Below are 25,806 nucleotides of genomic sequence, written 5' to 3'. Positions count from 1 at the left end.
GGCCCCATGCGCATCCCCTGCCCTTATTGCGGATCCCGCGACGCCTCGGAGTTTTCCTATTCCGGCGATGCCACGCTGACACGGCCCGCGCCCGATAATGCCGATGCAATGTTCGACTATGTCTATCTGCGCGACAATCCAGTCGGCGTTCACAGGGAATATTGGTATCACGCCGCCGGCTGCCACGCCTGGCTGAAGGTGACGCGCAACGTCTCGACGCATGAGGTAATCGACGCCGTGCTGGCCCATGATGAGGCTGCGTCATGAGCATCTCGCGTCGTCTCGCATCCGGTGGTCTGATCGACCGGTCCAAGCCGGTCAGCTTCAGTTTCGATGGCAAATCCTATGGCGGCTATGCCGGCGATACGCTGGCTTCGGCGCTGCTCGCCAATGACACGATGCTGGTCGGCCGCTCGTTCAAATATCACCGGCCGCGCGGCATCTTCTCCGCCGGGCCGGAAGAGCCGAATGCGCTGGTGACGCTGCGCTCGGGCGCGCGCGCCGAACCAAACACCAAGGCAACCACAGTCGAGCTGTTTGATGGCCTCGCCGCATCGAGCCAGAATCGCTGGCCGTCGCCGAATTTCGACCTGCGCGCCGTGCATCAGCTCGCCGGGCCGCTGCTCAATGCCGGCTTCTACTACAAGACCTTCATGTGGCCGGCGGCGTTCTGGGAGAAATTCTACGAGCCGGCCATCCGTGCCTCGGCAGGTCTGGGCGCGCTCAGCGGTCTCGACGATCCCGACACTTATGAGAAGTCTCACGCTTTCTGCGATCTGCTGGTGATCGGCGCCGGCCCGGCAGGCCTCGCCGCTGCGCTTGCGGCCGGGCGCGCCGGTGCGCGCGTGATCCTCGCCGAAGAAGACTTCGTTCTGGGAGGTCGTCTGCTCAGCGACACCGCACAGATCGACGGCGTCTCGGCGGTCTCATGGGCGGCGCTGGCGGAGGCCGAACTCGGCACGCTGCCGAACGTCCGCATCCTCAAGCGCACCGCCGTATTCGGCGCCTATGACGGCGAATATGGCGCCATCGAGCGCGTCAGCGATCACCTGCCGGTGCCACTTCCTCACATGCCGCGTCAACGGCTGTGGAAGATCGTTGCGAAACAATGCGTGCTCGCCGCTGGCGCGCAGGAACGACCGCTTGTATTTCCCGGCAATGACAGGCCCGGCATCATGCTGGCCTCGGCTTTGCGCACTTATGCCAATCGCTTTGGCGTGGTGCCGGGCCAACGCGTTGCGATCTTCACGACATCGGATGATGGCTGGCGCAGTGCGTTCGACTTGCAGAAGGCCGGTGCTGAAATCGCGGTTGTGGTCGATGCACGGACAGACGTTTCGCCAGAGGTGCGCAAACTCGCAGGCAACGCACCTCAATTCCTCGACGCGCATGTCTCGGACACATCGGGCTATCGCCGGCTGACCACGATCGAGATCACCGACAGTGCGGGCAAGACCCGCAGCGTAGCTGTGGACACGCTTGGCGTTTCCGGCGGCTGGTCGCCGAGCATCGGCATCGCCACGCATCTCGGTGGCAAGGGCAACTGGTCGGAGGAGAAATCGGCATTTCTCTGCAGCGACACGCCACCGGGCATGCAGATCGCGGGCGCTGCAGCGGCGCAATGGACGCTGACGCAGGCATTGGAGAACGGCGCGCTGGCCGGCGCAAAAGCTGCCTCGCATGTCGGTCTCGGGTTGCAGGCGCAGAAGCCGATCCTCGCAAGCGATGAAGCCTCCTGTAACAACCCGGTCTGGCTGTTCGCGGGATCGCGCCGCAAGGCCTTCGTCGACCTGCAGAACGATGTCACCGCGACCGACGTCGCCCTTGCCGCGCAGGAAGGCTTCCGCTCGGTCGAGCAGCTCAAGCGCTACACGACTTTGGGCATGGCGACCGATCAAGGCAAGACGTCCAACGTCAACGGCCTCGCAATCCTCGCCGGCGAAATCAAAAAGACCATCGCCGAGACCGGCGCAACGCGGGCACGCCCACCGCATGTCCCGGTCGCCATCGGTGCTTTCGCGGGCCTGCACAGCGGCAAGCATTTCAAGCCGACACGGCTGACGGCGAGCCACGCGGCCTCCGCAGCGGCCAATGCCACCTTCGTGGAAGCTGGCCAATGGATGCGCGCGCAGTGGTTCAATTTGCCCGGCGAGAATGACTGGCTCACGAGCGTCACCCGCGAGGTGAAGGCTGTGCGCTCCAGCGTCGGCATCTGCGATGTCTCGACGCTCGGGAAGATCGCGCTGTGCGGGTCCGATGTCGGCACCTTCCTCGACCGCGTCTATATCAACACCTTCTCGACGCTGCCCGTCGGCAAGGTGCGCTATGGCGTGATGCTGCGCGAGGACGGTTTCGTCATGGATGACGGCACCACCGCGCGGCTCTCCGCCGATCACTATGTGATGACCACCACCACGGTGAATGCCGGCAAGGTGATGCAGCATCTCGAATACTGCCATCAGGTGCTGTGGCCCGAACTCGACGTGCAGATGGTCTCGGTGACCGAACAATGGGCGCAATATGCGGTCGCGGGGCCGAAATCGCGCGACCTGCTGCAGGCGCTGCTCGGCGACGCCTTTGACGTCTCGAACGAGGCCTTTCCGTACATGGCCTGTGCCGAATTCCATGTCGGCAACATTCCGCTGCGGTTGTTCCGCGTCTCGTTCTCCGGCGAGCTCGCTTATGAGATCGCTGCGCCCGCGGGCTATGGCGAAGCGCTGTTCAACGCATTGATGCAAGCCGGCAAGGCCTTCGACGTCACACCCTATGGCACCGAGGCGCTGTCGGTGATGCGGATCGAAAAGGGCCATGTCGCCGGCTCCGAACTCAACGGCCAGACCGTGGCGCGCGATCTCGGGCTCGGACGGATGATGTCGGTAAAGAAGGACTATATCGGCCGCACCATGGCGGCGCGCGAGGCGCTGATCGATCCGGATCGGCCGACGCTGGTCGGCCTGCGCCCCGTCGATCGCAGCCAGCGCCTCCGCAACGGATCGCTGCTGTTCGCGCGCGGCGTGACGCCTGCGCCGGACAACAATGCCGGCTTCATCACCTCGACGGCGTTCAGCCCTGGCAACAATCACTGGATCGGGCTTGGCCTGCTGGCGCGCGGACCGGAGCGGCACGGCGAGATCATCCGCGCCTGGGATCCGGTACGCTCCGGCGACTATGAGCTCGAAGTCGTAGATCCCGTCTTCGTCGATACAGAAGGAGCGCGGCTGCGTGCTTGATCTCGCTCACATCTCCGCCTTTGCTGAGTTGCGCTCCATGGGCGATGGCCGCGGTGTCATCGCGCGCGAGCGTCGCGGCATCGCCATTGCTACCGTCATGGCCCGCAAGGGCCAGAGTGCCGCGCTCGCTGCTGTCGTGAAGGAACAGTTCGATATCAACCTGCCACTGGGACCGCACGGTTCCGGCAGCGATGCCACGTCATTTCTCGGCACCGGTCCCGGCCGCTGGCTGGTGACTCACGATGCGGGCAAGCCGCGTTTCGTGGATAGGCTTGCGCAGCAGCTCGACGGCCTCGCCTCGGTGGTCGATCAGTCCGACAGCGTCGGCCTGCTCCGGCTATCCGGTCCGGCCCTGCTCGATACGCTCGCCAAGGGCGTCGCCATCGATCTTAGCGCCGCGGCGTTTCCAGCCGGCAGCGTTGCGGTCACGCAGATCGCGCATATGGGCGTGACGCTGTGGAAGGTCGATGAGACGCCGACTTTCCACATCGCGGTCGCGCGCAGCATGGCCGGTAGTTTCCTACACTGGCTGGAAGCATCGGCGGCCGTGACAGGACTGGCCGTGGAGTAGTCTACGTCTGCCCTCTCAGGTGTCATCCCCGCGAAGGCGGGGATCCATAAACGCCGAAGAACTAAGCCAAACGTGCTCGTTGTAGCTCTGCTATTTTATTACACGCATCGTGGTTATGGGTCCCCGCCTTCGCGGGGACGACAACCGAGAGAGACGATCTCGCCGCGCTCAATATCCCCGTCCGCGATCCACCGAATCCTTCGGCTGCACACCCAGCTTCACGGCTTCGGCCGTCGCCAAAATCGTATCGCCGATCGCGGTCATGGTGACCTCGCAGGCGTCATGCGGCGTCAGCACGATCTGCGGATGCGACCAGAACGGATGGTCCTTGGGCAGCGGTTCGGTGTGGAATACATCGAGCGTCGCGCCGGAGAGCTGCCCGCTGGCGAGCGCATCGAGAATATCCTGCTCGACCGAGTGCTCGCCGCGGCCGACCTGAATGAGATAGCTACCACGCGGCATCCTGGCGAACAGGCTTGCATCGAGGATGCCGCGGGTTTCCTCGGTCAGCGGCAGCAGGTTCACCAGCACCTCAGAGCCCGCGAGCATCGCGTCGAGCCCGTCGCTGCCGTGGAAGCCGGTCACACCCGGCGTCGTCGGCTTGGCCGAGCGGCTCCAGACTCGGACGGGAAAGCCGAGCATCGCCAGATCGGACGCGACGCGCGCGCCGATGGCGCCGTAGCCGAGAATGCCGATCGCAACCTCGGACGGGCGGCGTCCGCCGCCGAGGCGCTTCCACACGTGATCACGCTGGTTCTGCAGATAGGTCCCGAACTGGCGCTGGTGATAGATCACGTTCCAGATCACGAAGCCGGACATCATCTGCGCCTGTGCCGGCTCGACCACGCGCACCACGTCGATGCCATCGCGCAGGCTCGGACAGTTCAGGATGCTGTCGGCGCCGGCGCCGATAGAACACGCCGCCTTCAGGTTCGGATAGTGATCGAACGCATCCGCATGGGGATGCCAGCTCACCGCCATGTCGATTTTAGCGGGATCGGTGCCGTCGAGATGGTCGACAAAATTCACCTTGCCGTCGAGCCGGGCGATTTCGTTGGTCAGGTATTTGCGCAGGTTGATGGTCCTGCTCAGGAAAACGCAAGTCACGGGAGACGTCGGCATAAGGTCAGGCGGCCTGGGATGGCGAACTCTGGCCGGGGACGGCGCCGAGCAATTCGCGGGTGTAGGGATGTTCCGGCGCCGCAAACAGTTGCGCCGTCGGCTTCAGCTCGACGATCACACCGCGCTGCATCACCGCGATGCGATCGCAGATCTGTGCGGCGACACGAAGGTCGTGGGTGATGAACAGCATCGAGAGACCAAGGCGGGCCTTGAGGTCTTCCAGCAGCTTCAGCACCTGCGCCTGCACGGAGACGTCGAGCGCGGAGACGGCTTCGTCGGCGACGATGATCTCCGGATCCATCGCAAGCGCGCGGGCGATGCCGAGACGCTGGCGCTGGCCGCCGGAGAATTCATGCGGATAGCGGTCGAGCGAACCGGCATCGAGGCCGACCATCCCCAGCAGATCACGCGCACGCTGCATCGCGACCTTCGGATCGGTGCCGCGGGCGATCGGGCCATCGGTGATGATCTGGCCGACCCGGCGACGCGGATTGAGCGAGGCGAACGGGTCCTGAAAGATCATCTGGATGCGGTGGCGCTGCGCGCGCAGCGCCTTGCCTTCGAGTGCCGTAAGATCGACATCGCCGATACGGACGGTGCCGCGATCGGCCTCGATCAGCCGCATCACCAGACGCGCCACTGACGATTTGCCCGAACCGGACTCGCCGACCAGGCCAACGGTCTCGCCCTGCATGATGGAGAACGTGACTTCGTTCGCCGCCTGCACGCGGCGATCCGGCTTGAACCAGCCGCCCGAGGTCACATAGGTCTTGTCGAGGCCGATGACCTCGACAGCCTTCGCATTTTCATCCAGCGACGCGCGCACCGGCGGGTGCATCGAAGGCACGGCAGCCAGCAGAGCCTTGGTGTAATCGTGCTGCGGATTCCTGAAGACGGCGTCGATCGAGCCTTCTTCCACGATCTTGCCATGGCGCAAGACCACGACGCGGTCAGCGATATCGGCGACGACGCCGAAGTCGTGGGTGATGAACATCACCGCCATGTTGCGGCTGCGCTGCAGATTGCGGATCAGCTTGAGGATCTGCGCCTGGGTGGTGACGTCGAGTGCCGTGGTCGGCTCGTCGGCGACAAGCACCGATGGTTCGAGCGCAAGCGCCATGGCGATCATCGCGCGCTGGCGCTGGCCGCCGGAGAGCTGGTGCGGATAGGCGCGGATGATGCGCTCCGGATCGGGCAGACCGACTTCCTTAGCGAGGCTGAGGGCCTTGGCGCGGCGCTCCTTCGGCGTCAAAAGATTATGCGCCTCGAACATTTCCATCATCTGCTCGCCAATCCGCATCAAGGGATTGAGCGCGGTCATCGGCTCCTGGAACACCATGGCGATGCCGCGGCCGCGCACTTCGCGCCAGCCGCTCTCGTCGAGCTTCAGAAGATTCCGGCCCTCGAACAGAACTTCGCCGGTCTCGGTCTTCACCGTATCCGGCAACAGTCCCATCAGCGCATGGGCGCACATGGACTTGCCGGAACCGGATTCGCCGACGACGCAGACGATCTCGCCGGGAATGAGATCGATGGACACGCCATCGACCGCATAAGGGCGTTCGGCGCTCTTCGGCAGGGCGATCTTGAGATTCTTGATGGAGACGGCGGGGGTAGCGGTCATCAGCGGCTATCCTTCGCCAGGCGCGGATTGAGCGCGTCGTTGAGGCCTTCGCCGATCAGGTTCATGCCGAGCACCGAAATCAGGATGGCGACCCCGGGGAAGACCGTGATCCACCAGGCCTGACGGATCACCGTCCGGCCCGCGCCGACCATATAGCCCCAGGACATCAGGTTGGGATCGCCAAGGCCGAGGAACGACAGCGAGGATTCCAGCAGAATCGCATTGGCCACCATCAGCGACGCCAGCACGATCACCGGCGACAGCGCGTTCGGCAAAATCTCGCGCGAAATGATCCAGGTATTGCTCTGGCCGGTCACAATGGCCGCCTGAACATATTCGCGGGTGCGCAGCGACAACACCTCGCCGCGCACCAGGCGCGCCACCGGCGGCCACGAGACGATGGCGATGGAACCGACGATGGAATAGATCGACGGCTGCAGGATCGCCACCAGCACAATGGCCAGCGGGAAGCTCGGAATGGTCTGGAAAAACTCGGTGAAGCGCATCAGGGCGTCGTCGACCTTGCCGCCGAAATAGCCGGCGATGGCGCCGAGCGGCACGCCAATGGTCAGCGCCACGGTGGTCGAAACGAGACCGACCAGCAACGACACGCGGGCGCCGTAGATCAGGCCGGCGAACACGTCGCGGCCCAGCGCATCGGTGCCGAGGGTCACCATGGGATTGGTGAAGGGCGGCAGGAACGGCCGCTGCACCATGCGCCAGGGCGAGGTCGGGAAGATCATCTGCCCGAACAGCGCGACGAAAATCGCAAGCGTGATGATGACCAGACCGATAACGCCGCCGGGATTGCGCAGCATCAATTTCCAGAACTTCTTCATGATGCAAACTCGATGCGTGGATCGACCAGTCGATAAACGAGGTCGGTGACGAGGTTGAAGATCAGGACCATCGCCGAGCAGACCACAAAGACGCCGAGCAGAAGGTTATAATCGCGTTGCAAGAGCGCCTCATAGAGCAACCTGCCAATGCCGGGCCATGCAAACACCGTCTCGGTGAGCACGGCGCCGCCGACCAACGTACCGGAATGGATGCCGGCCAGCGTCACCACCGGCAGCAGCGCGTTGCGCAGCACGTGGCGGCGCTGGATGATGTTGTCGCGCAGGCCCTTGGCGCGGGCGGTCTTGACGAAATCCAGCCGCTTGACCTCAAGCATCGAGGCGCGCGTCATGCGCGTATAGGTCGCCATGAAGAACAGGCCGATGGTCATCGCCGGCATCACCAGATGCAGAGCCACGTCTTTCACATGCGCCCATCCGGTAAAGTTTCCACCGACGGTCTCGTAGCCGAAGCTCGGCAGCCAGCCGAGATAGACGGAGAAAAGCAGGATCGACATCAGCGCGACCCAGAAGATCGGCGTGGCATAGAACAGCAGCGCCGAGACAGTGATGGCGGTGTCCGCCCATGTCCCCGCAAATCTCGCGGCCAGCGTACCGAATGTGATGCCCAGCAACAGCGATATGCCGAACGCTGTCAGCGTCAGCAGCAGCGTCGCCGGCAGACGCTCGGCGATCAGCTTCGCGACCGGCATCTGCTGGCGGAACGAGAAACCGAGGTCGAGGGTGACGACACCCTTCACGTAAATGAACAGCTGCTCCGGCAGCGGTTTGTCCAGTGAGAACTTTTCGCGCAGCTGCTGGACGAATTGCTCATCGCTAGCGCCGGCCTCACCGGCCATCACCGCTGCGGGATCGCCGGGCGCAAGGCGGATCAGGAAGAAGTTCATCACGATGATCGCAAGCAGGACGAACACGCCCTTCACGATCCTCTGGGCAACGAATGACAGCATCAGAGGTCCATCGTTTTCAGGTCAGAGTACACAAAGAAAACCCGTGACGATCACAGGGATCGTCACGGGCATCAGGCTGAAAGCTTACTTGTCGATCCAGGCGTCGCGGAAGCCATCGTTGACGCCGATACCTGTGGTTATCAGGTTCTTGATCTTGCAGTTCGAGATGGTCGGGAACTGCAGCTCAAGCTGCCAGGCAACAGGCACGTCCTCGACGAGGATTTTCTGGACCTTCTCGTAGATCTCCTTGCGCTTCGAATCCGGCGTCGCGACGGCGCCCTCTTCGAACAGCTTGTCGACCTCGGGATTGGAGTATCCCTCGAGATTGTTGAACAGCTGGCCCTTCTGGATCGCGCTCGTCACGTAATTGCGGCCAACGCCGAGCGCCGGATCGCCGTATTGATAGAGATAGGTGAAGGAGATATCGTAATCCCACTCCATGTTCTTCTGGTTCGAACCAGGCACGTCGGTGGCGATGGTCTCGATATTCATGCCGACGTCGACGAGATTCTGCTTCACAGCTTCACCCCAGCGCGACCACGTCTCGCCGTAAGGCAGCGGCATCAGGCGGACCTTCTCGCCCTTGTAGCCGGCTTCCTTCAGCAGCGCCTTGGCCTTGGCCGGATCGTACGGATATTTCGGCACGTTGTCGGTGTAGAACTTGATCGCCGACGACGATGGGCCGGTGGCCACCTTGCCGAGACCGTTCCAGATCACGTCCTTGGCGAATTCGCGGTCTACCGCATACATGATCGCCTGACGAACCTTCTTGTTGGCGAGCACGGGGGAGCGGTTGTTGAGCCACATCCAGGCCATCGGCGAGAAGAATTCCCAGCCATCGCCGGTGACGCAGGTGTTCGGCAGCTTGCTGACGCGGGGCACGTCGAAGTTCTCGATCGAACCGCCGGGCAGAACATCGACCTTACCGGTCTCGTAGGCCACCGAACGCGCAGCGGCGTCCGGAATGATCTGCCAGTAGATGCCGTCGATATAGGGCTTGCCCTGGACGTGGTAGTTGGGGTTCTTCACCAGCTGGATGAACGAGCCCTTCTTCCATTCCTTGAACATGAACGGGCCGGTACCGATCGGCGTATTGTTCGCCGGATTGGTCTTGACGTCCGTGCCTTCATAGATGTGCTTCGGGATGATCGGCATCGAGCCGACTTCGAAGATGCCGATGAAGGGGCCAAAGGGCTGCTTCAACGTGAAGACGACGGTGTAATCATCCGGCGCTTCGACCTTGTCGAGCTGCACGAGGTTGTTGCGGGCGCGGGCATGGGTGACCTTCAGCGTCTCGATGGAGAACAGCACGTCGGCCGCGGTGAACGGCTTGCCGTCGTGCCAGGTCACGCCCTGCTTGAGCTTGAACGTGTAGGTCTTCGCATCCGGACTGATGGTCCAGCTCTCGGCGAGACCCGGCTGCGGCTCCAGCGTCTTGCTGTAGCGCAGCAGGCCTTCATAGATGTTGCCCGAGACCATCTGCGTCGGGCCGTTCTGAACCAGTGCGAGCATCAGGCCCGGCGGTTCAGGCTGGATCACCGCATTGATGGTGCCGCCCATCTTCGGCTCCTGCGCGAGCGCCATTGTACTCACGGTGCTCAGTGCCAAAGCCAATACAAATTTCTTCAACATATCTTTCCCCTTAGTGCCGGCAGGCACGTAACCCAGATCAGTTGACGATGTGTAGCGGAAGTCGGATCAATTCTTGTAATCGGCGTCCGTGCGATCGAGCATGCGCTTGAAGGCCTCCCACTCGCTGTCCGGCTTGCCGCCTTCGGTGCCATGCACCTTGTCGTAACCGCGGTCATACTGGCCGGCGGTGTGTGCGGCAATGGCGTGGGACGGGCGAATGACTTCTGCGCCGGTTGAAAGAATCGCGAGCTGCGCGCGGCAGGAGCGCTCCATGTTGAACATCAGCTTGAAGGCCTCACCAACCGAGCGGCCGCAGGTGAGCAGGCCGTGGTTGCGCAGGATGAGAACCATCTTGTCACCGAGATCGGCGACCAGACGCTCGCGCTCCGACAGGTCCAGCGCGATGCCTTCGAAGTCATGATAGGCGATACGGTCGGTAAACTGCATCGACCACTGGTTCAGCGGCTGCAGACCGTCCTTGAGGCACGACACCGCGACACCGGCAACGGTATGCGTGTGCAGCACGCACTGCGCGTCGTGGCGCGCGGCGTGAACGGCGCTGTGAATGGTGAAACCGGCCGGGTTGATACCAAGGCCGAGCGGATCGTCGACAACTTTACCATCGACGTCGACGGTGACGAGGTTACCCGCCGTCACTTCCTCAAAGCGCATGCCATAGGGATTGATCAGGAAGCGGTCCTGCGTACCGGGGACGCGCACCGAAATATGTGTGTAAATGCTGTCATCGAGGCCGAGGCGGTGGATCAGACGATAGGCGGCGGCGAGGTCGATACGGACCTGCTTGGCGGCATCGAGAGTCGGCGTAATGTTTGCATGCATATTCACAGGCGCGGTTCCCGGCTTTTTTTAAGGTGCGGGCAGGAAACACAATCGCATGGCAGCTCGCAAGATTAAACTGTCGACAATCGACGATTAATTCTTGTACAGGGGAAGAAACGGGTCCCCCGCATGCGTTTGATGTCTCCTCCAGTTGGTCTGACCGCCCTCGCCGACACCGATCTTGTCGGGCAGGTCGCACGCATCCTGACTCAGGCCATCATCAAGGGGCAGCTGCTGCCTGGCGCCAAAGTCGTCGAAGCCGGCATCGCCCGCGAACTCGGCGTCAGCCGCGCGCCTGTCCGTGAAGCTGCACGGCTGCTCGAGCAACAGGGCCTGTTGGTCTCGCATCCGCGCCGCGGCTTCTTCGTCCGCAAGCTTGAAGCAACGGATATCGACGAGGTCTACGACCTGCGCATCTGCGTCGAATGTCACGCCGGCGTGCTCGCCTCGAAGAACATGACGCCTGCCAATCGCGACATGCTGCGCCGGCAGATCGACGTCATGCATGAGACCGCCGGCATCGATGATCATGCCCGGCAGATCGAGGAAGACTACAAATTTCACCGCATGATCTGCGAAATCGCCGGCAGCAAACGCCTGTTGCGATTGTTCGATGACCTCGCTTCGGAACTGCGGATGACGATCGGCCTGATCGGCCGGCTCTATGACGATCCGCACCGTATTGCGCAGACCCATGAAGCGCTGCTCGAAGTCCTCGAACAGGGGCATCCCGATATCATCACCGCGCGGATCGACTATCACATCGGCGCTGCCTGGCGCGAAGTCGGCAAGCTGGTCCGCGAACTTCCCTCCTCAACGAATGGAGCCGCCACGTGAAGGCAGTGTATTCCGACAAGCACAAGAGCCATGATCCGCAGTTCTTTCTGGTGCGCGGTCAGGTCCGTAAAACCACCGAGCAGCCGGAGCGCGCCGAGCGCCTGCTGAAGGGCCTCGCCGACGGCAAGCACACGATCGTCGCGCCGACCGAATTCGGCCAGGGCCCACGCGCCCGCGTGCACTCGCCGGAATATCTGCGCTTCCTCGAAGGCGCCTGGGAGGAATGGATCAAGCTGCCGGATTACGGCCCGGAGATGATCGCCAATATCCACCCGAACCGCGTGGCGGGCAGCTATCCGACCCACATCACCGGCAAGCTCGGCTGGCACACCGCCGATACCGCAGCGCCGATCGGTCCAGGCACGTGGCTTGGTGCCTGCGCCTCCACCGACGTTGCGGTGACCGCGGCGCAGATGGTGATGGACGGTGAGGATGCCGTCTATGCCCTGTGCCGCCCGCCCGGCCATCACGCCTATCGCGACATGGCCGGCGGCTTCTGCTTCATGAACAATTCGGCCATCGCCGCCGAGCATCTGCGCACCAAGCATGAGCGCGTTGCGATCCTCGATGTCGACGTGCATCACGGCAACGGCACCCAGGGCATCTTCTATGCGCGTCCGGACGTGCTGACGGTGTCGATCCATGCCGATCCCGTCGGTTACTACCCCTTCGTCTGGGGCTATGCCCATGAGAAGGGTGAAGGCAACGGTCTCGGCACCAATCTCAACATTCCGCTTGCGCTCGGCACCGGCGATGACGGCTTCATCGATGCGCTCGCAGTCGCCGAGAAGACCATCAAGTCGTTCGCACCGACGGCGCTCGTGCTCGCACTCGGCCTCGATGCATCCGAGCACGATCCGCTGGCTGCCCTGAAAGTCACCACCCCGGGCTTCAAGCGCATCGGTGAAGCCGTTGCGCGCATGGGCCTGCCCACCGTTCTCGTTCAGGAAGGCGGATATCTCTCCGACATCCTCGGCGCCAACCTCACCTCGACCCTCGCCGGTTTCGAAGCCGCGCGGTGATTGGACTTATCGAGTGAACACCAGCACGCCGCCCTCTCTTAACCTCTCCCCGCTCTGCGCGGGGAGAGGTCGCCGCGTCTTCGCGGCGGGTGAGGGGCATGGCACGGCGCTCATCGCACGCACTGCACTTGCGGATCGCAAGAGCCCCTCACCCCACCCCTCTCCCCGCAAGAGCGGGGCGAGGGAGCCTACAGCGCCCGGCGCAGCAGCCTGCTCCATCCACTGATCCACACCCAACAACATCCAAGAAAACTCGAAGGACAAACTCGCATGCCAACCAATGCAGAAATCTTCGCACGCCGCGAAGCCGCTGTTCCCCGCGGCATCGGCCATTCCACTCCGATCTCAGCGCAGCGCGCGCTGAATGCGGAAGTCTGGGACGTCGAAGGCAAGCGCTACGTCGACTTCGCCGGCGGCATCGCCGTGCTCAACACCGGCCACTGCCATCCGACCATCATGGCCGCCGTGCGTGCGCAGATGGAGAACTTCACCCACACCTGCTTCCAGGTGCTGCTGTATGAATCCTACGTGACCCTCGCCGAGCGCCTGAACAAGCTGGCGCCGATCGACGGCGCCACCAAGACCGCATTCTTCACCACCGGCGCCGAAGCCACCGAGAACGCCATCAAGATGGCCCGCGCCGCTACCGGCCGCGCCGGCGTGATCGCCTTCACCGGCGGCTTCCATGGCCGCACCCACATGACCATGACCATGACGGGCAAGGTGTTCCCCTACAAGAAGGGCTTTGGCGGCGCCATGCCGGAAGTCTGGCACGTGCCGTTCCCGGCCGCGCCGCTCGATGTCACCGTTGAGGAATCGCTGAAGTATCTCAGCTTCCTGTTCAAGGCCGACATCGATCCAGCCCGCGTCGCGGCCATCATCATCGAACCCGTGCAGGGCGAAGGCGGCTTCCATCAGGCCCCGCCGGAACTGATGCGCGCACTGCGCAAGATCTGCGACGAGAATGGAATCGTCTTCATCGCCGACGAAGTGCAGACCGGTTACGGCCGCACCGGCAAGATGTTCGCGATGGAACATTACGACGTGAAGCCCGACCTCATCACCGTGGCGAAGAGCCTCGCCGGCGGCTTCCCGCTGTCGGGCGTGATCGGCAAGCAGGGGATCATGGACGCTGCCGATCCGGGCGGCCTCGGGGGCACCTATGCCGGTAACCCGCTGGCGATTGCCGCAGCGATGGCGGTGCTCGACGTGTTCGAGAAAGAGAAGCTGATCGACCGCGCCAACCATATCGGCGAGCGCATCACCACGCGCCTGAAGAAGATGCAGCAGCGAAACGACCTCGTGCCGATCGCCAGCATCCGCAATGTCGGCGCCATGATCGCCTTCGACATCGTCAAGGAGCGCGGCTCTGATACGCCGGACGCCGAAGTGACCAAGAAGGTGACGCAGAAGGCCACCGAGGAAGGCCTAATCCTGCTGTCCTGCGGCGTTAACTTCAACACCATCCGCGTGCTCGTTCCGCTGACCGCCCAGGACGAAATCCTCGACGAAGGCATGGAAAAGCTCGAGCGCGCGCTGACCGCCTGAGCCCTCTCACAAGAAAAGGAAAAACAACATGGCTCTCGATTCCGCCCTCCGCGACAAGATCATCGCCGCCGTCGACAAGGGCTTCGATGCCCAGGTCAAGTTCACCCAGGACATGGTGCGCCACGTCTCGACCCGCGGCAACGAACACACAATGCAGGACTTCATGTTCCGCGCCATGAAAACGCGCGGCTACAAGATGGAGCGCTTCGAGATGGATCGCGCCGCGCTCGGCCATCATCCCGGCGCCGGCGCCTGGGACGACCTGCATTCGACTGCGCCGATCGTGGTCGGCACGCATTATCCGCGCGAGGAGAAAGGCCGCTCGCTGATCATGCAGGGCCATGTCGACGTGGTGCCGGAAGGTCCCCACGACATGTGGACCACGCCGCCTTACGACCCCGTGATCCAGGGCGACTGGATGCAGGGCCGCGGCGCCGGCGACATGAAGGCCGGCTGCGCCTCCAACATCTTCGCGCTCGATGCACTCAAGAGCCTCGGCCTGCAGCCAGCGGCAACGGTCTATCTGCAGTCGGTGGTGGAAGAGGAGTCCACCGGCGACGGCGCGCTGATGACGCATCTGCGCGGCTACAAGGCCGACGCCGTGGTGGTGTCGGAGCCGTCGCATGAGACGATCACGCGCGCCAATATCGGCGTGGTCTGGTTCCAGGTCGAGGTCCGCGGCGTGCCGGTGCATGTGCAGCGCATGGGCACCGGGGCCAACGCCATCGACGGCGCCTATCGCATCATCGGCGAATTGCGCAAGCTGGAAGCCAAGTGGAATGCGACCAAGGACCAGCACGAGCACTTCAAGAACATCGAGAAGCCGGTCAACCTGAACATCGGCAAGATCGCCGGCGGCGACTGGGCGTCATCGGTCCCGGCCTGGTGCAAGGTGGACTTCCGCATCTCGTTGCTGCCCGGCAAGACAGCCGAAGCAGCGAAGAAGGAGATCACCGACTGCGTCGCCGCCTTCGCACATCAGGATCCGTTCCTGTCGAACATCCCGCCGACCGTGACCTTCAACGGCTTCCAGGCCGAAGGCTACGAACTCAAGCCGGGATCTGATGCAGAAGCCACGCTGGCCGCGGCGCATGAAGCGGTGTTCGGCCAGAAGCCCAAGCCGGAAATCTCGCTCGCCTATCTCGACAGCCGCGTCTATGCGCTGTTCGACAATGTGCCGACGTTGAACTACGGCTGCATCTCGCGCGGCGTCCACGGCTTCGACGAAGGCGTCAACCTGCCCTCATTGAAGAAGACGACAACGGCGCTGGCGCTGTTCATCGCCGAATGGTGCGGCGTGGAAGAGATCAAGGCCTGAGACTGCTCCCTCTCCCCGCTCCCTGCGAAGCAAAGCTTCGCTAGGCGGGGAGAGGGTTGGGGTGAGGGGCCGGGTACGGCGTCTCGTCAAATTTCGGAGTGAGTAGGTCCGCGTATTTATCGACCCGATAACCCTCGTGTGTAGTTGGCGCCGTACAAGGCCCCTCACCCGGCGCTACGCGCCGACCTCTCCCCGTAAAGAACGGGGCGAGGTTAAGAAAGCAGGCGGCTCATTTCTGCCAACTGCAGATGCCGCCTGTGCGGCACGGCCAGACCTGCACCCGCGTGTCCGCCGCATTGGCGTTCAGCGGATTGCTGCGACGGGCAACCTTCTTCTGCGCAGCGGCGCGCTGCGCCACCGGCTTCGCAGACTGCGCGCGCACAAGACGCGGTGCTGCCTTCGCCGGATCGGCCTTCACATTTGCCTTCGCATCGGCCTTGGCCTGGATCTGCACCTGCTCGAATGACGCGGGCGGGCCCAGCAGTTTCGGCGACAGCACGGCCTTCTGCAGGTCGAGCAGCAAGAACTCGCCGGGCTTGTAGGTGTCAGCCTGTGCCGCACCGAAGCCGGCCAGCAGAGCAATACTCGCCGAGGCTGCTATCAGATGTCTCAAACGCATTTACGCCTCCTGAGGCCGGTTCCCGGCTTCTGGACTCACAATGTCTCTAAGTTAAGCACGGATAACGTTGAATCCAGCCCCGAGTTTCCCCGGAAAGTGCCTGCGGCGCAGGCATTTCTGGCGGTAAGACTAACCGTCCATGGCGCACCCGCCGATTGATCCAGCGCAATGCGACTCCGCGCTGCTGCGCAGACCCTTCGCTCAATCACTTCAGCAGCGGAGACCGCCATGACATCCGTCCAGCCCTATCCCGTCGTCAGCAATCTCATTGAACGCATTGGCGACTGGTTGATCCAGCGCCGCCAGCTCAACGAACTCGGTGCGCTCGACAGCGGCGAGTTCAGACGTATGGCCCATGAGCTTGGCCTTGCGCCAAGCGATCTCGATACGATCGTGCGCAGAGGCGTGAACGGTGCGGAGGAATTGCCGCAGATGCTCCGTGCGCTCGGTTTTGACGAGGCCGCCATTGCCAAGATCCGGCCGCCTGACATGATGGAGATGCGCCACGCCTGCGCCAGTTGCGCACACAAACGGGCCTGCGGCGCCGACCTCGCAGCCAAGACGGCGGCGGCGAATTACGAGAACTATTGCGCCAATGCCAACGACATCACGCTGCTGGCCCGGGCTGCGGAGTAGATTATTCTCCACCTTTACTAAAAATGCTCGAAAAGCCGGCCAGGTAAGCCTAATCGGTTAGGTTAAGATTTGGTTTAAGTTGCGACAAAACCCGGCTGGGATAGCGTCGATCGCGTCGCGCAGTGGGGTGCGGAAGTCGCTTTCCAACCCCGAATTTCAATGCACGGCACGGGACCGCCGTTATTACCTGCGTCGGCGGTCCCACCCCTTGGCCGACAATCCTGACCACCCAAACACGCAGCCGTTACCCATCACCCGACCTGCGTCATGCTGTGACTGCGTGCGTCCGATCACGTGCAGAGCATCGGTGGCACCTGGATATCAGCGAACACCTCCAGCAAATTCCCGTCGGGATCGCGAAAGAACAGCGTGCGATGTCCAAAGACCTGATCGGTCGGCGGTGACACGAGGCTGATACCTTTTCGCACTAATTCCTCGGCACACGCATCGACCTCCGCCACGGAAACCTTGAAGGCGAGCTGAAGTGCTGCACTGCCAACCGGGATCGGATGATCCGACGCGGTGCGGCTTGGTATCGCCAGAGCTAACGTGTTGCTACCGATACGAAATTCTATCCAGCCGGACGACAGCACGCGCTGCAGCGAAAAGCCGAGCAGCGTCTCGTAGAAGTGCCGCATCGCGTCCATGTCGCGGACGAAGATGACCGTGTAGTCGATGGCGCGAATGGCTTGAAAGGCTGACTTGGTGCCTGCGCCCTGTTCATCCATTCCGGCCTCTCCATGTTCATCCCGCGAGATGATTCATCAGCGTTAAGCCTCGCACAGCCGGCTGCGCGCCTACAACTGCAAGGCACATTGCGCCTGCGCGTCATCGCAACGCAACAGAAGTACACGTTGTGAATGCTCGCAATTTAATCCGCGACACAGTGTTGCTGTGCGCAATCTTCCTTGACTTGCTCTCGCCGCACTTGGCAGTCTGTGATCACACAAAAAAGCATCGGGCAACGACCCAGATGCCTCTAGGGAGAGACACCATGGACTCATTTCTGAGGCCGCTTGCGGCTGCGAGTATGATTGTTGCTGGCGCCCTTGCTTCCGCTGCTCCAGCATCTGCCCAGCAAGCGCCGATCAAGATCGGCATTCCGACGTCGGTCCAGCTGCAGGTCGGCCGCGATACGCAGAACGCCGCCAAGCTGGCCATCGAAGAGATCAACGCCAAGGGCGGATTGCTCGGCCGCAAACTCGAAATGGTTGTCGCCGACGAGACCGAGAATCCCGAACAGGGCATCGCTGCAATCAAGAAGCTCACCGCCGATGACAAGGTCAACGTGCTGATCGGCGGCTATACGTCAGGCGTCACACTGGCCCAGCTGCCGCATATTTCCAACGCCAAGACGATCTATATCGGCGTCGGCGCGGCCTCCCCGGCCATCACCGCAAAGGTGAAAACAGACTATGAGAACTACAAATATATCTTCCGCGCCTTCCCCATCAACGCGGCGCATCAGGCGCGCGCGCTGGTCGACTTCATCAACGGCAAGCTGAAAGGTGAGATGGGCCTGAAGAAGATCGCCATTGTCGGCGAGAACGCCAAATGGGTGCAGGATCTCGTTCCGATCCTGAAAAAGGGCGCGACCGACGGCGGCACCGACGTGACGCTGGCCGAATTCTTCGACACTTCGACCTCGGATTTCTCACCGCTGTTCGCCAAGGTGAAGAATTCCGGCGCGCAGTATCTGATCGTCGTGCTCTCGCATGCCTCGTCGGACATCTTCGTCAAGCAGTGGCATGACGCGCAGGTGCCGATCCCGATCGGCGGCATCGACGTGAAGAGCCAGGACGCCGACTTCTTCACCCGCGTCAGCGGCAAGGCCAATGCCGAAACCGTCGGCATGTTCGCCATCCGCGCGCCGCTGACCCCGAAGACCATTCCGTTCTGGGATGAATTCGTGAAGCGCTTCGGCACCGCACCTGTCTATACCGGCATCGGCGCTTACGACTCGGTCTACGTCTATGCAGACGCCGTCAAGCGCGCCAACTCCATCGAGCCCGATGCTGTCATCAAGGAGCTGGAGAAGACCGACCATGTCGGCATCGCCGGCAAGCTGGTGTTCGACGAAGTGCACGACGTGAAGACCGGTCCGGGACTGCAGAACCTGCTGTTCGTGCAGTGGCAGAAGGACGGCGCTCGCGTCGTGGTCTGGCCGAAGGAAGCCGCAACCGGCCCGATGATCGCGCCGCCCTGGATGAGCAACTAAAGCGTCGGACCAAGCCGTACCCTAACGGCCGTCATTGCGAGCCAGGGGAGGCCGTCCTTCGCGGCCTCCCCTGAGCGAAGCAATCCAGAAGCCACAAGCGAGAACTGGATTGCTTCGTCGCCAAGTGGCTCCTCGCAATGACGAGGAGCCTGTTGTCCGGTCCTCAACAGCGGGTTCTCATGCTTCAGATTCTGATCTACGGCGCGGTCTCCAGCGCCATCTATGCGATGCTGGCCGTTGGTTTCACCCTGATCTTCGGCGTCGCCCGCATCCTCAATCTCGCCCATGGCTCGTTCTACGCACTCGGCGCCTATGCGGCCTATGTCCTCACCTCGCTGCTCGGCGTTCCGCTCTTCATCGCCGCACCGCTAGCAGTATTGATCGTCGCAGGCTTCGGCGTGGTGATGGAGCGTTTTCTGGTGCGTCCGTTGCGCTCGTCCCAGCTCGCGGTGCTGATGATTACCCTCGCCGTTTCGCTCGCGGTCGAGCAGGCGCTGTTCATTACCTTCGGCTCCGAATATCGCAACGTGCCTTCCTTCGTGGCTGACAAGCTCTCCATCGGCGGCGTCGATATCTCTGGCCAGCGCTTGCTCGCCCTTGTCGCCGGTGTCCTCGTGCTGCTCGGCCTCTGGCTGTTCATCCAGCGCACGCGCCTCGGCGCCGCCATCCTCGCGGTATCGCAGGATCCGGAAGCCGCGCAATATATGGGCATCCCGACCAACCGCATTTTCTCCATCGTGATGGCGATCTCCGCCGGCACCGCGGCGCTCGCCGGCGTGCTGGTGTCGCCGTTCCTCACGGTACAGCCGACCATGGGCCTGCTGCCGATGGTGAAGGCCTTCGCCATCGTCATCGTCGGAGGGCTCGGATCGATCCCCGGCAGCATCATCGCGTCACTGATCCTCGGCTATTCCGAGACCATCGTCGCCTATCTGATCTCGACGTCATGGACGGAGCTGGTGTCGCTGGTCGCGGTCGTCGTCACGCTGATGATACGTCCGTCAGGACTTCTCGGGCGACGGGCGGCATTCTGACATGAAACGCATCGCCCCCATCGACATCGCAGGCGGCATCCTCGTCGTCGCCTTCCTCGCTTTGCTGCCCATGTTCGCCGCCAGCAACTATCTCACCGGCGTGCTCACGGTCTGCGTGATCTACGGCATCTGGGCCTCGAGCTGGGATTTCATGTCCGGCCTCACCGGGCGCGAGAACTTCGGCCACTCACTGTTCATCGGCGCCGGCGCCTATACCGCCGGCTTCCTGTCTTCGATCTGGTCGACAAATCCGTGGGTCAGCCTGCCGCTCGGCGTGGTGATCGCCATCGCCTTCAGCCTGCTGGTCGGCTTCCCGACATTGCGGTTGCGTGGGCCATATTTCGCGCTGGCGATGCTCTCCGCCTCGGCGATCCTGCAGCGGCTGTGTCTGATTTTCTGGGAATATACCGGCGGTGAGGAAGGCATCTACGGCCTCGATCCCCTCATGAAGAATCCGCTGCATTACTACTGGTTCGTACTGGCGATTCTCGCGGTCACCGTGATCGCGCTGACGCTGCTGGCCCAGTCGCATTGGGGCCTGCTGCTGCGCGCAATCCGCGGCGACGAGGCGACCTGTCAGGCTGCCGGCATCAATGTCACCTTCTACAAGATCGTGTCGCTGATGATCTCGGCCGGCTTTGCCGGTCTGGGGGGCGCGCTCTATGCGCATTACCAGCTGCAGGTGTCCCCGCCGCTGTTCTCGGTCGTCGTGTCGATCACGGTGATCATCATGGTCTATGTCGGCGGCATCGGCTCGATCTATGGCGCCGCCATTGCCGCGATCCTCCTGACGCTGCTCACCGAGATGCTGCGCGGCTTCGGCGAATACCGGCTGTGGATCTACACGCTGACCCTGATGCTGATCCTGTTCTTCCTGCCCAATGGACTGATCGCGCCGCTCTGGCGCCGGCTGACGGAGCGCCTGCGATGACTGACCTGCTCGAAGTCAACGGCGTGACCAAGCGCTTCGGCGGCCTCACCGCCGTCAAGAACGCGAGCTTCACGCTAAAGAAGGGCGAATTCACCGGCATCCTGGGTCCCAACGGTGCCGGCAAGACGACATTGTTCAACATCCTCACCGGCTTCATGCAGCCGACTACTGGCACCATTCACTTCAACGGCGATCTCGTCCGAGAACTCGCGCCCTACAAGGTCGTCAATCGCGGCATGGCGCGGACCTTCCAGCTCACGCGTCCCTTTGTCGGCATGAACCTGCTGGAAAACGTGCTGGTGGCCTGCATGTCGCCGCGCGCCAGTGAGGACAAGGACAAGGAGGCGCGCGCCAGCTATCTGCTGGGACAGGTCGGCCTCGGCGGCCGTGACAAGGAGCCGGTGGAGACGCTGCCTTACGGCGACCTGCGACGGCTCGAGATCGCGCGCGCATTGGCGACGCGCCCGGACCTGCTGCTGCTGGACGAGCCCTTCGCAGGGCTTGGCAGCAGCGAGATCGAACAACTGGCGCAACTGATCAGGCGTCTGCATCGCGAGGAGAACCTCACTATTTTGCTGATCGAACACAAGCTGCGCGAGTTCATGGCACTCGTATCGCGCGTGATCGCGATGAATTTCGGCGAGATCATCGCCGTCGGCCCTCCGGAAGAGATCGTGAAGAACGAGAAGGTGATCGAAGCCTATATCGGCAAGACGGAGGAAGCCCATGCCTCTGCTTGAAGTCGCCGATCTCAAGGTCAGTTATGGCAAAGCACTGGCGATCGAATCCGTCTCGATCAGGGTCGAGAAGGGCGAACTCATTGGCGTGCTCGGCCCCAACGGCGCCGGCAAGACCACGCTGCTGAAGGCCATCTCGCGCTCGATCGCTTCCCAGGGCACGCTGAATTTCAAGGATGCGTCGCTGCATCCGATCGAGCCATACAATGTCGTCGCCAAGGGCATCTGCCACTGTCCGGAGGGTCGAAAACTGTTCTCGGAATTGTCGGTGCTGAAGAACCTGCAGCTCGGCGCTTACCTCCGCAAGAACAATGCCGATGTCGAGAAAGACCTGGAGCGCGTCTTCTCACTATTCCCGGTGCTGCGCGAACGGCAATGGCAACAGTCCAGCACATTGTCCGGCGGCGAACAGCAGATGGTAGCCATCGGCCGCGCGCTGATGGGGCGTCCGGAATTGCTGCTGCTGGACGAGCCTTCGGTCGGCATCGCGCCGCGGCTGAAGGGGCTGATCTTCGACTCGATCCAGCAGATCAGAAGAGACGGCACCGCGATCCTGATCGTCGAACAGGACGCGACATCGACGCTGCGGATTGCGGATCGTGTCTATGTCCTCGAGCATGGGCGGACGATCCGCGAGGGAACGTCGGCGGAGATCGCCGGAGACAAGTATATCCAGCAGATTTATCTGGGGGTGTAGTTACGCTCGGATGTCGTCCCCGCGAAGGTGGGGATCCATAATCACGGTCGGCGTCGTTTAGGCGGCAGAGCTACGACTATCTTACTCAATCCAAAGCTCCAGCGTGTATGGGTCCCCGCCTACGCGGGGACGACATGTGGAGTTCGGCGAATAAGATCGCTTACGCCTTGCGCGTATACAGATGAAACCCACCATAAATGCCCGAGCGATCCGCAGCCAGACCTTCGGCACTGCGCGCCTCATCACGCTGCCACGTCTCACGCAGCGATGCATGTTCCGGATCGTCCAGCGGCGACTCGGCGCCGGCGGTGCGGAAGATCACGCGGATACCATCCTTGCCGGCACGGTCGATCGCGTCCCACAGCGCACGGATTTCATCCGGCGCCATCCAGTCCTGCGAATCCAAGAGCACAACCGCGTCGATCTGGCGGGCCGGAAGGCTCTCCAGGAACACGCGCAGATTGGCATGCACCGGCGTGACCAGAGCGGCGCGGCTGGCGGTGTCCGCGTAGCGGCTCTGCTGCAGATAAAGCGGCAAGCACTTGTCACCGGGGCCGACATAGCTGCGGCTCAGCGCCTGCCAGGCAAAATAGTTGTTGGCGTTCGGATGCACGTCGATCAGAGCGAGCAGACGCTGATGCAGCACTTCGTTGAGCGGCTGATTGCCGCCCAGCAATGTACGCTGCTGCGGCGGGATGCCGAGACTGAACAACAGCGCCGGCGTCTTCGTCATCATACGAGCGAGCCGGGAGTGGAACAGCCAGTGCAGGCGTTCCAGCGCGCGCTTGCGCGCCGGGGACTGCTTGTCCTCGTGCAACAACGCCTTGAGATCGATGCGGGCGAGCTTCGCCAGCGTATGCGCGAAGCCGATAAAGCGGCCGAGCGCGCCATGACGATAGAAGCCGTCACTGAAGTAACCGTAACGGGGGCGGCCCTGGATATCGCGCTCGTCCCAATAGCCGCGCGCTTCGGCATCGAGCAGCGGCCGCAGGCGCTCGCGATACAGGCCGACATTGGTATCCGAGGCGCCTTCGCCGAAGAATTTCCAGAAGTCCTGATAGTTCGGCAGCGCGCGCAGGCCGGCAAGCTTCAGCTTCAGCAGCGACAGATGCGCCTCGTTGAGATCGACTGCATAGACATGCTCGGGCTTCGCCGACAGATAGGACAGCGCGTTGCAGCCGCCGCTGGAGATCGTGACGATGGTCGAACCGGGCGCCAGTTGCAGCGCCGCCATGTCGGCCTCGGGATCTTCCCAGATCTGCGTATAGACCAGCCGGCGGAACCAGAAGGCGAACAGCCTGTCCCAGATCGTCGTTTCCTCGCGACCACGGCTATTGCGAACGGCGTCGGCGATCAGATGCGTATTCATCGGCTTCTTGGACCCTTCGAATCGACAATCTGAAATTTTTATCAAGTGCAGACTGCGGTTTTGCGACAGTCATTCTAAATTTCAGCCGATTCCCGCTACGAAACTACTGTCACACCGCTGTCGTGTTGCGATGAAATGGATCGCTCATCCGGATGCGACGAGGTGCGCCATGACGATTGTCTCCGAATACGAAGACGGCGGTCAGCCCGCATGGTCGAACGAAGCCACCCATCGCATGAACCGGATGTATCGCTGGCAGCGCTTCATCTATGACGCGACGCGCCGGTACTATCTGCTCGGGCGCGATCAGCTCATCGCAGAACTCGCGCCTGCGCCGGGCGCGACGGTGCTGGAGATCGGCTGCGGTACCGGCCGCAATCTCGTTCAGGCTGCTCGGAAATATCCACAGACGGTATTCTACGGCATCGATATTTCGACCGAGATGCTAACCACGGCCATCGCATCAATTGCGCGCAACGAGCTCACGGATACCGTCCGTGTCGCCCATGGCGATGCGACGAATTTCGATCCGGCGCGTATCTTTGCCATTCCGTCATTCGACCACGTCATGATTTCCTACAGTCTCTCGATGATCCCGAGCTGGCAGGATGTGCTCGATCACGCCGTGTCACAGCTCAAGCCTGGTGGGCGACTACACATCGTCGATTTCGGCCATCAGGAGCGGTTGCCAAAGATCGCGAGCAAGCTGCTGTTGCGCTGGCTGACGCTGTTCGACGTGACGCCGCGCCGCGAGCTTCTCGATGTGCTGAAGGCGCTCGCCGAGCGTCATCACGCCAATCTCGATTTCAATCGCCCGTTCCGCGGCTATGCGCAATCGGCAGTGCTGACACTGCCGACGTAATTCAGGCGAGCTTGCGTCTATTCACATTCCGGTAGGCTTCAACGGCGCCGAACAGCGTCAGCGACAGCACGAACGGAATCAGGTGATAGAACAGCCGGAATAGCAGCAGCACGGCCAGTAGCTGTTCGGTATGTTCGCCGCCAAGCCCGACGAGGATCGTGGCGTCGAACACGCCAATACCCGCGGGTGCGTGGCTGGCGAATCCCAACAGCGTCGCAGCGATGAAGACGACGATCACCTGCGCGACGCCGACATCCATCGTCTCGGGGATCAGTACATACATCGCCAGCGCCGCCGCTCCGAGATCGACGAGCCCGATGCCGATCTGGAAGAACACGTTGCGCCCGCTCGGAACCGGCACCGACCAGTTGCGGCCGCCGAGTGTCCGCATACCGTTCCACGTCCAGGCGACATAGGCGACGATACCCGCGAGAATTGCGACAGCGATAAAGCGGTTGATCTCCGGCGAGAGCTGATCGATCCGGCTGATGGCGCCTGGCTCGTGCAAGGTGCTGAGCGCCAGCGCGGTGAGATTGCCGAGCCAGAAGGTCAGGCCGGTGAGAAAGCAGATGCGGGCGACGCCGGCAGGACCGATGCCATGCGGTGCATAAATCCGGTAGCGTACCGCCGATGACACCAGCAGCACGGCGCCGGTTCCGTGCGAAATCGGATAGCTGGTGAAATTGGCCAGCGCTGCAATCCTGAAGGGAATATCCCGCCGCCCGATCATTTGCAGCGCCAGCCAGTCATACAGCGTCAGGCTGCCATAGGAGATCGCCACCAACACCAGCGCCAGCGCGATGCTGCCTGGCGGTACCATGTGCATGGCAGACAGCACATGGGCGAAATCCACGCCCTTGAGCGCCCTGGTCAGCGCCATAAACGCAATCGTAGCAATTGCTATGCTAAGGAGCGCGCCAAGCCACCTCCAGCTGAGGCGCGTACGCATCAGCTGCATGATATTTTTCAATGCGGGTGGCACATTGTTCTACTTTTCATTAGGTCTGAGCACGCCGTGATTCGCGCATGTGTTCGCGCGTTCTGTTGCACGTCCATGTGACAGCTGCGCAAAAGCAGCGTTTTGGCGTCATCCAACAATCCGGTGATTTCCAGATTTCGCCCCCGCCATGTCGCATCAAGGTCATGCGGGTT

At 62.4% G+C, this 25,806-nt stretch carries 24 protein-coding genes; 14 read left to right on the top strand and 10 right to left on the bottom strand.

Going from position 1 to position 25,806, the window contains the following annotated elements; translation table 11 throughout:
* The first annotated feature begins 6 nt into the window (after positions 1 to 6).
* From AB8A50_RS26150 to AB8A50_RS26140, 3 genes are read left to right on the top strand one after another with little or no spacing between them, the layout of a single operon-like run.
* Positions 7 to 267 carry a sarcosine oxidase subunit delta gene (locus tag AB8A50_RS26150; protein WP_439079425.1) on the top strand — a complete coding sequence of 87 codons (261 nt, stop codon included), beginning with the start codon at positions 7 to 9 and terminating at the stop codon, positions 265 to 267.
* Complete coding sequence (locus tag AB8A50_RS26145; protein ID WP_439079424.1) at positions 264 to 3,230, top strand: sarcosine oxidase subunit alpha family protein; 2,967 nt, start codon at positions 264 to 266, stop codon at positions 3,228 to 3,230. The genes AB8A50_RS26150 and AB8A50_RS26145 overlap by 4 nt, the downstream gene beginning before the upstream one ends.
* A complete protein-coding gene (locus tag AB8A50_RS26140; protein ID WP_439079423.1) occupies positions 3,223 to 3,801 on the top strand; it encodes a sarcosine oxidase subunit gamma in 579 nt (192 codons plus the stop codon). The genes AB8A50_RS26145 and AB8A50_RS26140 overlap by 8 nt, the downstream gene beginning before the upstream one ends.
* Positions 3,802 to 3,969: 168 nt before the next feature.
* Here AB8A50_RS26140 and AB8A50_RS26135 read toward each other — a convergent pair whose 3' ends face one another.
* The 6 genes from AB8A50_RS26135 to AB8A50_RS26110 all read right to left on the bottom strand — a co-directional run bounded on the left by AB8A50_RS26135 (position 3,970) and on the right by AB8A50_RS26110 (position 10,826).
* Positions 3,970 to 4,908: a 2-hydroxyacid dehydrogenase gene (locus AB8A50_RS26135; protein WP_439079422.1), complete on the bottom strand. Its 939-nt coding sequence runs from the start codon at positions 4,906 to 4,908 to the stop codon at positions 3,970 to 3,972.
* A 19-nt stretch (positions 4,909 to 4,927) separates the two neighbouring features.
* On the bottom strand, positions 4,928 to 6,547 hold the full coding sequence (locus tag AB8A50_RS26130; protein WP_439079421.1) for an ABC transporter ATP-binding protein: 1,620 nt from the start codon (positions 6,545 to 6,547) through the stop codon (positions 4,928 to 4,930).
* On the bottom strand, positions 6,547 to 7,386 hold the full coding sequence (locus tag AB8A50_RS26125) for an ABC transporter permease (protein WP_093759485.1): 840 nt from the start codon (positions 7,384 to 7,386) through the stop codon (positions 6,547 to 6,549). Before AB8A50_RS26125 ends, AB8A50_RS26130 begins: the two co-directional genes overlap by 1 nt.
* Positions 7,383 to 8,354 carry an ABC transporter permease gene (locus AB8A50_RS26120; protein WP_439079420.1) on the bottom strand — a complete coding sequence of 324 codons (972 nt, stop codon included), beginning with the start codon at positions 8,352 to 8,354 and terminating at the stop codon, positions 7,383 to 7,385. Before AB8A50_RS26120 ends, AB8A50_RS26125 begins: the two co-directional genes overlap by 4 nt.
* An 84-nt stretch (positions 8,355 to 8,438) precedes the next feature.
* Positions 8,439 to 9,986, bottom strand: a complete 1,548-nt coding sequence (locus tag AB8A50_RS26115; RefSeq protein WP_439079419.1) for an ABC transporter substrate-binding protein — start codon at positions 9,984 to 9,986, stop codon at positions 8,439 to 8,441.
* 66 nt (positions 9,987 to 10,052) lie between these two features.
* Complete coding sequence (locus AB8A50_RS26110; protein WP_439062705.1) at positions 10,053 to 10,826, bottom strand: class II aldolase/adducin family protein; 774 nt, start codon at positions 10,824 to 10,826, stop codon at positions 10,053 to 10,055.
* Positions 10,827 to 10,964: 138 nt separating this feature from the next.
* Between AB8A50_RS26110 and AB8A50_RS26105 the strand changes: the two genes are divergently transcribed.
* The 4 genes from AB8A50_RS26105 (at position 10,965) to AB8A50_RS26090 (ending at position 15,551) form a co-directional block, all read left to right on the top strand.
* A complete protein-coding gene (locus AB8A50_RS26105) occupies positions 10,965 to 11,663 on the top strand; it encodes a GntR family transcriptional regulator (protein ID WP_439079418.1) in 699 nt (232 codons plus the stop codon).
* The gene (locus AB8A50_RS26100) at positions 11,660 to 12,685 is read left to right on the top strand and encodes a histone deacetylase family protein (protein WP_120288468.1); all 1,026 of its coding nucleotides are present in this window, start codon (positions 11,660 to 11,662) and stop codon (positions 12,683 to 12,685) included. The genes AB8A50_RS26105 and AB8A50_RS26100 overlap by 4 nt, the downstream gene beginning before the upstream one ends.
* Before the next feature lie 270 nt (positions 12,686 to 12,955).
* Positions 12,956 to 14,233 (top strand): 4-aminobutyrate--2-oxoglutarate transaminase, encoded by a 1,278-nt coding sequence (gene gabT / locus AB8A50_RS26095; protein WP_439079417.1) that lies wholly within the window; start codon positions 12,956 to 12,958, stop codon positions 14,231 to 14,233.
* Between the two features lie 28 nt (positions 14,234 to 14,261).
* Positions 14,262 to 15,551, top strand: a complete 1,290-nt coding sequence (locus tag AB8A50_RS26090) for an ArgE/DapE family deacylase (protein WP_439079416.1) — start codon at positions 14,262 to 14,264, stop codon at positions 15,549 to 15,551.
* A gap of 229 nt (positions 15,552 to 15,780) precedes the next feature.
* On the opposite strand, the gene AB8A50_RS26085 is transcribed toward AB8A50_RS26090, so the two are convergent.
* Complete coding sequence (locus AB8A50_RS26085) at positions 15,781 to 16,170, bottom strand: hypothetical protein (protein ID WP_439079415.1); 390 nt, start codon at positions 16,168 to 16,170, stop codon at positions 15,781 to 15,783.
* A gap of 228 nt (positions 16,171 to 16,398) precedes the next feature.
* Between AB8A50_RS26085 and AB8A50_RS26080 the strand changes: the two genes are divergently transcribed.
* Positions 16,399 to 16,806 carry a hypothetical protein gene (locus AB8A50_RS26080; RefSeq protein WP_439057197.1) on the top strand — a complete coding sequence of 136 codons (408 nt, stop codon included), beginning with the start codon at positions 16,399 to 16,401 and terminating at the stop codon, positions 16,804 to 16,806.
* Positions 16,807 to 17,096: 290 nt separating this feature from the next.
* On the opposite strand, the gene AB8A50_RS26075 is transcribed toward AB8A50_RS26080, so the two are convergent.
* Positions 17,097 to 17,534: a VOC family protein gene (locus tag AB8A50_RS26075; RefSeq protein ID WP_439079414.1), complete on the bottom strand. Its 438-nt coding sequence runs from the start codon at positions 17,532 to 17,534 to the stop codon at positions 17,097 to 17,099.
* 266 nt (positions 17,535 to 17,800) lie between these two features.
* Here AB8A50_RS26075 and AB8A50_RS26070 point away from each other — a divergent pair, with 266 nt between their 5' ends.
* The 5 genes from AB8A50_RS26070 to AB8A50_RS26050 all read left to right on the top strand — a co-directional run bounded on the left by AB8A50_RS26070 (position 17,801) and on the right by AB8A50_RS26050 (position 22,423).
* A complete protein-coding gene (locus AB8A50_RS26070; RefSeq protein ID WP_175368796.1) occupies positions 17,801 to 19,024 on the top strand; it encodes an ABC transporter substrate-binding protein in 1,224 nt (407 codons plus the stop codon).
* 179 nt (positions 19,025 to 19,203) lie between these two features.
* Positions 19,204 to 20,058 carry a branched-chain amino acid ABC transporter permease gene (locus tag AB8A50_RS26065; RefSeq protein ID WP_068733337.1) on the top strand — a complete coding sequence of 285 codons (855 nt, stop codon included), beginning with the start codon at positions 19,204 to 19,206 and terminating at the stop codon, positions 20,056 to 20,058.
* Position 20,059: 1 nt separating this feature from the next.
* Positions 20,060 to 20,989 (top strand): branched-chain amino acid ABC transporter permease, encoded by a 930-nt coding sequence (locus AB8A50_RS26060; protein WP_089262167.1) that lies wholly within the window; start codon positions 20,060 to 20,062, stop codon positions 20,987 to 20,989.
* Positions 20,986 to 21,729, top strand: a complete 744-nt coding sequence (locus AB8A50_RS26055) for an ABC transporter ATP-binding protein (RefSeq protein WP_184513545.1) — start codon at positions 20,986 to 20,988, stop codon at positions 21,727 to 21,729. The genes AB8A50_RS26060 and AB8A50_RS26055 overlap by 4 nt, the downstream gene beginning before the upstream one ends.
* The gene (locus AB8A50_RS26050; RefSeq protein ID WP_439079413.1) at positions 21,716 to 22,423 is read left to right on the top strand and encodes an ABC transporter ATP-binding protein; all 708 of its coding nucleotides are present in this window, start codon (positions 21,716 to 21,718) and stop codon (positions 22,421 to 22,423) included. Before AB8A50_RS26055 ends, AB8A50_RS26050 begins: the two co-directional genes overlap by 14 nt.
* Positions 22,424 to 22,583: 160 nt before the next feature.
* On the opposite strand, the gene AB8A50_RS26045 is transcribed toward AB8A50_RS26050, so the two are convergent.
* Positions 22,584 to 23,792, bottom strand: a complete 1,209-nt coding sequence (locus AB8A50_RS26045) for a DUF3419 family protein (RefSeq protein WP_439079412.1) — start codon at positions 23,790 to 23,792, stop codon at positions 22,584 to 22,586.
* A 169-nt stretch (positions 23,793 to 23,961) separates the two neighbouring features.
* Here AB8A50_RS26045 and AB8A50_RS26040 point away from each other — a divergent pair, with 169 nt between their 5' ends.
* Positions 23,962 to 24,654, top strand: a complete 693-nt coding sequence (locus AB8A50_RS26040) for a class I SAM-dependent methyltransferase (RefSeq protein ID WP_439079411.1) — start codon at positions 23,962 to 23,964, stop codon at positions 24,652 to 24,654.
* A gap of 1 nt (position 24,655) precedes the next feature.
* On the opposite strand, the gene AB8A50_RS26035 is transcribed toward AB8A50_RS26040, so the two are convergent.
* Positions 24,656 to 25,534, bottom strand: coding sequence for a lysylphosphatidylglycerol synthase transmembrane domain-containing protein (locus tag AB8A50_RS26035; protein ID WP_439079410.1), 879 nt, complete (start codon positions 25,532 to 25,534; stop codon positions 24,656 to 24,658).
* Between the last annotated feature and the right edge of the window lie 272 nt (positions 25,535 to 25,806).

Source organism: Tardiphaga sp. 841_E9_N1_2, from assembly GCF_051811065.1.
Classification (GTDB): Bacteria; Pseudomonadota; Alphaproteobacteria; order Rhizobiales; family Xanthobacteraceae; genus Tardiphaga; species Tardiphaga robiniae.
Note: the sequence above shows the minus strand (reverse complement) of the source record. Positions and strands in the feature narration are given on the sequence as shown.

Excerpts from the sequence above, each read along its gene's own strand:
- gabT (WP_439079417.1), top strand. The coding sequence starts at position 12,956 with ATGCCAACCAATGCAGAAATCTTCGCACGCCGCGAAGCCGCTGTTCCC.
- AB8A50_RS26040 (WP_439079411.1), top strand. The coding sequence starts at position 23,962 with ATGACGATTGTCTCCGAATACGAAGACGGCGGTCAGCCCGCATGGTCG.
- AB8A50_RS26085 (WP_439079415.1), bottom strand. The coding sequence starts at position 16,170 with ATGCGTTTGAGACATCTGATAGCAGCCTCGGCGAGTATTGCTCTGCTG.
- AB8A50_RS26035 (WP_439079410.1), bottom strand. The coding sequence starts at position 25,534 with ATGGCGCTGACCAGGGCGCTCAAGGGCGTGGATTTCGCCCATGTGCTG.
- AB8A50_RS26090 (WP_439079416.1), top strand. The coding sequence starts at position 14,262 with ATGGCTCTCGATTCCGCCCTCCGCGACAAGATCATCGCCGCCGTCGAC.
- AB8A50_RS26070 (WP_175368796.1), top strand. The coding sequence starts at position 17,801 with ATGGACTCATTTCTGAGGCCGCTTGCGGCTGCGAGTATGATTGTTGCT.
- AB8A50_RS26120 (WP_439079420.1), bottom strand. The coding sequence starts at position 8,354 with ATGCTGTCATTCGTTGCCCAGAGGATCGTGAAGGGCGTGTTCGTCCTG.
- AB8A50_RS26075 (WP_439079414.1), bottom strand. The coding sequence starts at position 17,534 with ATGGATGAACAGGGCGCAGGCACCAAGTCAGCCTTTCAAGCCATTCGC.
- AB8A50_RS26045 (WP_439079412.1), bottom strand. The coding sequence starts at position 23,792 with ATGAATACGCATCTGATCGCCGACGCCGTTCGCAATAGCCGTGGTCGC.
- AB8A50_RS26105 (WP_439079418.1), top strand. The coding sequence starts at position 10,965 with ATGTCTCCTCCAGTTGGTCTGACCGCCCTCGCCGACACCGATCTTGTC.
- AB8A50_RS26130 (WP_439079421.1), bottom strand. The coding sequence starts at position 6,547 with ATGACCGCTACCCCCGCCGTCTCCATCAAGAATCTCAAGATCGCCCTG.
- AB8A50_RS26150 (WP_439079425.1), top strand. The coding sequence starts at position 7 with ATGCGCATCCCCTGCCCTTATTGCGGATCCCGCGACGCCTCGGAGTTT.
- AB8A50_RS26080 (WP_439057197.1), top strand. The coding sequence starts at position 16,399 with ATGACATCCGTCCAGCCCTATCCCGTCGTCAGCAATCTCATTGAACGC.
- AB8A50_RS26145 (WP_439079424.1), top strand. The coding sequence starts at position 264 with ATGAGCATCTCGCGTCGTCTCGCATCCGGTGGTCTGATCGACCGGTCC.
- AB8A50_RS26060 (WP_089262167.1), top strand. The coding sequence starts at position 20,060 with ATGAAACGCATCGCCCCCATCGACATCGCAGGCGGCATCCTCGTCGTC.
- AB8A50_RS26110 (WP_439062705.1), bottom strand. The coding sequence starts at position 10,826 with ATGCATGCAAACATTACGCCGACTCTCGATGCCGCCAAGCAGGTCCGT.
- AB8A50_RS26055 (WP_184513545.1), top strand. The coding sequence starts at position 20,986 with ATGACTGACCTGCTCGAAGTCAACGGCGTGACCAAGCGCTTCGGCGGC.
- AB8A50_RS26125 (WP_093759485.1), bottom strand. The coding sequence starts at position 7,386 with ATGAAGAAGTTCTGGAAATTGATGCTGCGCAATCCCGGCGGCGTTATC.
- AB8A50_RS26065 (WP_068733337.1), top strand. The coding sequence starts at position 19,204 with ATGCTTCAGATTCTGATCTACGGCGCGGTCTCCAGCGCCATCTATGCG.
- AB8A50_RS26050 (WP_439079413.1), top strand. The coding sequence starts at position 21,716 with ATGCCTCTGCTTGAAGTCGCCGATCTCAAGGTCAGTTATGGCAAAGCA.
- AB8A50_RS26115 (WP_439079419.1), bottom strand. The coding sequence starts at position 9,986 with ATGTTGAAGAAATTTGTATTGGCTTTGGCACTGAGCACCGTGAGTACA.